This is a genomic window from Actinomadura logoneensis, assembly GCF_003428695.1.
Taxonomy (GTDB): Bacteria; Actinomycetota; Actinomycetes; order Streptosporangiales; family Streptosporangiaceae; genus Spirillospora; species Spirillospora logoneensis.
Genome location: NZ_QURH01000707.1, coordinates 1 through 3,110 on the forward strand (window position 1 = coordinate 1; position 3,110 = coordinate 3,110).

At 75.9% G+C, this 3,110-nt stretch carries 2 protein-coding genes; both read left to right on the forward strand.

Annotated features, from left to right (window positions below):
- Positions 1 to 94 precede the first annotated feature (94 nt).
- Positions 95 to 2,167, forward strand: coding sequence for a dipeptide ABC transporter ATP-binding protein (locus DZF91_RS25965; protein ID WP_235834567.1), 2,073 nt, complete (start codon positions 95 to 97; stop codon positions 2,165 to 2,167).
- A partial coding sequence (locus DZF91_RS25970; RefSeq protein ID WP_235834568.1) for an ABC transporter substrate-binding protein occupies positions 2,164 to 3,110 on the forward strand: 947 nt, incomplete at its 3' end. The genes DZF91_RS25965 and DZF91_RS25970, both read left to right, overlap by 4 nt.

The window sequence follows — 3,110 nt, forward strand, 5'->3', positions numbered from 1 at the left end:
CCGGGTCGCCCGGCGGCGCGGACCCGGCCGGGCGCGGTGCCGCGGTGGACGGCACGCGGACGGGAGCCGGGCCCGCCGCGGAGGGGAGCGCCTGATGACCGTGGGGGACGCCGCGATGAACGTGCTGGAGGTCCGCGACCTCGACGTCACCTACCGCCCGGACGTGCGGGCCGTCCGGGGCGTGAGCCTGTCGGTCGGGCGCGGCGAGGTGGTGGGCGTCGTCGGCGAGTCCGGGTCGGGCAAGACCGCGCTCGCGCTGGCCGTCCTCGGCCTGCTGCCGCGGCGGACGCGGGTCACCGGCTCGGTGCGGCTGCGCGGCCGTGAACTGCTGGGGCTGCCGGACGGCGAGATGTCCCGCGTCCGCGGCAAGGACCTCGCGACGGTCTTCCAGGACCCGCTGTCCTCGCTGACGCCGGTGTACTCGGTCGGCGACCAGATCGCCGAGGCCATCCGCGTCCATTCCGGCGCGACCCGGTCCGCCGCTCGTGCGCGCGCGGTGGAGCTCCTCGACCTGGTCGGCATCCCGGACGCCGCGCGCCGCGCCCGCGCCCATCCGCACGAGTTCTCCGGCGGCATGCGGCAGCGCGTCATGATCGCGATGGCGGTCGCCAACGATCCGGTCGCGATCGTCGCCGACGAGCCCACCACCGCCCTGGACGTGACGCTCCAGGCGCAGGTGCTGGACGTGCTGCGGGAGGCGGGCGCGGCGGCGGGCGCGGGCATCCTGCTGATCACCCACGACCTCGGCGTGGTCGCCGGGTTCGCCGACCGGGTGCTGGTGATGTACGCGGGCCGGGCGGTGGAGACCGGCCCGGTCGAGGACGTCTACCGGCGGCCCCGGATGCCGTACACCATCGGGCTGCTGCGCTCGCTGCCGCGCCTGGACGGCGCGGGCGGCCGTCCGGTCCCGATCGACGGCTCGCCGCCGTCGCCCGCCGCGCTCCCGCCCGGCTGCCCGTTCGCGCCGCGCTGCCCGATCGCGGTCCCGGCCTGCCGGGACGAGGAGCCGCCGCTGCTGCCCGTCGGGCGTCCGACGCATTCGGTCGCGTGCGTCAACACTCCGGCGACGCGTGATCCCGACGCCGTGTACCCGCTGTCCCTGGCCGACCTCCTCCCGCCGGTCGGCCCGGGGGACGGGCAACGCGCGCGCACGAGCCGTCCGGCCGTCCTGACCGTGACGGACCTGCGGAGCGTCCACGTCGAGCACCGCGGTCCGCTCGGACGCAGGTCGGGGACGCTGCGCGCCGTGGACGGCGTCACGTTCGACATCCGCGCGGGCGAGACGCTGGGGCTGGTGGGCGAGTCGGGGTGCGGCAAGACGACCGTCCTCATGGAGGTCCTCGCCATGGCCAGGCCCCGGCACGGCGGCCGGATCGAAGTCCTCGGCGAGGACACGGGCGCGCTGAACGGCGCACGCCGCAAGGCGCTGCGCCGCAACGTCCAAGTGGTGTTCCAGGACCCGTTCGGCTCGCTCGACCCACGGATGCGGGTCTCGGCCATCCTCGCCGAGCCGCTGCGCACCCACGGCTTCCCCGCGGAGCGCATTCCGGACCGCGTGCAGGAACTGCTGAAGCTGGTCGGCCTGGAGCCCTCGCACGCCTCCCGGCATCCGCACGGCCTGTCCGGCGGGCAGCGGCAGCGGGTGGGCATCGCCCGCGCGCTCGCGTTGGAGCCGAGCCTGGTCCTGCTCGACGAGCCCGTCGCGGCGCTGGACGTGTCCGTGCAGGCCGGGATCATCGATCTGCTGGAGGAACTCAGGACACGCCTGGAGCTGGCGTACCTGTTCGTCGCGCACGACCTCGCGGTAGTGCGCCGCGTGGCCGACCGCGTGGCCGTCATGCACCGGGGCCGCATCGTCGAGATCGGCGACGTCGAGCACGTGTACGAAGCGCCCGCGCACCCCTACACGTGCGCGTTGCTGGACGCCGTTCCGATCCCCGATCCGGTGCTGGAACGCAAGCGCGGACGTGTCCGACTGCCGGACGTCCCGCCGGACGCGCCGCGCCTTGAGGGCGGATGCCTGTTCCGCCATCGCTGCCCCCGCTACCTCGCGCTGTCCGAGGCGTCCCGGACGCGCTGTGCCGAGGAGGATCCCGTGTCGCGGCCCGTCGCCGGCGAGCCTGACCGCGCGGTCGCCTGCCACTACGCGCTGGGCGGCGGCGAATGAGCGCCCGTCCCCGGGGCGCGCTCGCGGTCGCCTCGGTCTGCGCGGTGGCCGCGGTGTGCCCGTCGGCGGGATGCGGCGTGCCCGATCCGTCGCGGCAGGCGTCGGCGGGGGAGCGGCAACCGCCCGCCTACGACGTCAACCCGCAGCCGCGCGACCGCGTCCGGGTCGGCGGGACGCTGCGCTGGCCGCTGCCGGAGTTCCCCGCCCAGTTCAACTTCCACCACGTCAACGGCGGCAAGGGCACCGTGGCGCTCGTCCTCCAGGGCGTCCTGCCGTTCCTCATGCGCGCGGACGAGAAGGCCGTCCCGCATCCGGTGCCCGAGTTCCTGGAGTCGGCGCGCGTGACCGCGACCAGGCCGCGCCAGGTCGTCACCTACCGGATCAACCGGCGCGCGCACTGGTCCGACGGCAGGCCCGTCGGGTACGCCGACTTCGCCGCCCAGGCGCGCGCGCTGTCCGGCCGCGACCCCCGCTTCCAGGTCGCGACCGTCACCGGCTACCGGGAGATCGCCAAGGTCCGGCGCGGCGCGGACGACCGGGAGGTGGAGGTCGTCTTCGCGCGGCCCTACGCCGACTGGCGCAGCCTGTTCAGCCCGCTCTACCCGGCCTCCACCAGCCGGAACCCGCGGACGTTCAACGACGGCTGGGTGAACCGGGTGCCGGTGACCGCGGGGCCGTTCCGGGTCCGCCGGATCGACGGGACCGCCAAGTCCGTCGAGCTCGTCCGGGACCCGGGCTGGTGGGGGCCGCCCGCCAAACTCGACGGCATCGTCTTCCGGGCGATGGACCCCGGCGCGATGCCCGGCGCGTTCGCCAACGGCGAGGTGGACCTCATGGACGTCGGCACCGACCCGGCCGCGCTGCGCCGCGCCGCCGAGGTCCGGGGCGCGCGGATCCGCCGCGCGGGCGGCCCGGACTGGCGGCACCTGACGTTCAACGCCGC

What these genes read in the sequence shown, in the direction of transcription:
- DZF91_RS25965 (WP_235834567.1), top strand. Translation starts at nt 95, where the DNA reads ATGACCGTGGGGGACGCCGCGATGAACGTGCTGGAGGTCCGCGACCTC.